The sequence below is a fragment of the Mesorhizobium sp. M0598 genome (assembly GCF_040320865.1).
Classification (GTDB): Bacteria; Pseudomonadota; Alphaproteobacteria; order Rhizobiales; family Rhizobiaceae; genus Mesorhizobium.
The window spans coordinates 1-999 of record NZ_JAMYQL010000108.1 but is presented as its reverse complement, the minus strand read 5'-3'; the positions used below and the strand labels follow the sequence as shown (position 1 = coordinate 999).

Annotated in this window: 1 protein-coding gene and 1 pseudogene; both read left to right on the top strand. The window is 60.6% G+C overall.

Annotated features, from left to right (window positions below; translation table 11 throughout):
- Positions 1 to 243: S-adenosylmethionine:tRNA ribosyltransferase-isomerase (locus NKI59_RS34945; RefSeq protein ID WP_352709068.1), on the top strand; the 243-nt coding region annotated here is incomplete at its 5' end.
- Positions 244 to 527: 284 nt separating this feature from the next.
- Positions 528 to 899 (top strand): annotated as a pseudogene (locus tag NKI59_RS34940) (adenylate/guanylate cyclase domain-containing protein); the annotation flags it as partial.
- Between the last annotated feature and the right edge of the window lie 100 nt (positions 900 to 999).

The following is a 999-nucleotide window of genomic DNA, read 5'->3' as shown; positions in this document are numbered from 1 at the left end:
CGCGTGGTCGATGCGATTCTCACAGGCGTCCACCAGCCCGGCGAAAGCCATTTCGAGCTCCTGCGCGCCTTTGCCGACGATGCTCTGCTCGCCAAGGCCTCCGCAGCCTTCACCGCGTATCGATACCGCGCGCATGAATTCGGCGATTCCATGCTGCTCAATCGCCAACCGCTGCTTCTATCGCGCGAACGGAACCGTGCCGAGGTGCTCCAGACGAAGCCTCTACTCGAGGCGTGGCTATGATGTCGGCAGGTTCGGTGGCATTCCGGCCACACCGCGAACGCCAGCTTCGGAGAAGCGCCGGAAAGGTCGGCAATTGGCGCGATCGAGGCGATGCGGACTTCGCCTACTCAGCAGTTGCCAGCTCGCGTCAAACGGCTTGGTTGGGTGGCAGTCGGTCATCCGCGTCGGCCTTCGGAAGGAGCAGATCGCCGCCGTGCCACGCCACGTCCCGCAGGTGAACTATTCCCAGATTCACGACCCGTCGTATGCTATCCTTGGCCGATTGGTCTGCTTGAGGAGAATTCTTGGAGAGAAGGCTCGCAGCCATCCTGGCGGCTGACGTGGTTGGCTACTCGGCGCTCATGGAGAGTGACGAGGCAGGGACCTTTGAGCGTCTCAGAGCGATACGCACGGAACTGTTTGAGCCCAAAATAGCGGAACGACACGGACGCATATTCAAGCTCATGGGCGACGGACTGCTCGCCGAGTTCTCCAGCGTGGTGGATGCGGTCGAGTGCGCGGTGGCGCTGCAGAGTAGCTTGGTCGAGCGCAACGCGGATTCCGTCGCGAACGATCGCATTGAGGTGAGAATAGGCATCAATCTCGGCGAAGTAATTGTCGAAGGCGAGGATCGCTACGGCGACGGCGTCAACATCGCAGCGCGCCTGCAGCAACTAGAGCGTCGGACGTTCAGTTTGAATCGCGAGGGATTCCAGTGAGGCGTGGTTCATGATTCACTTCCTGTAGGAGGTGATTTGCCATGCCCAAGCCCTATTC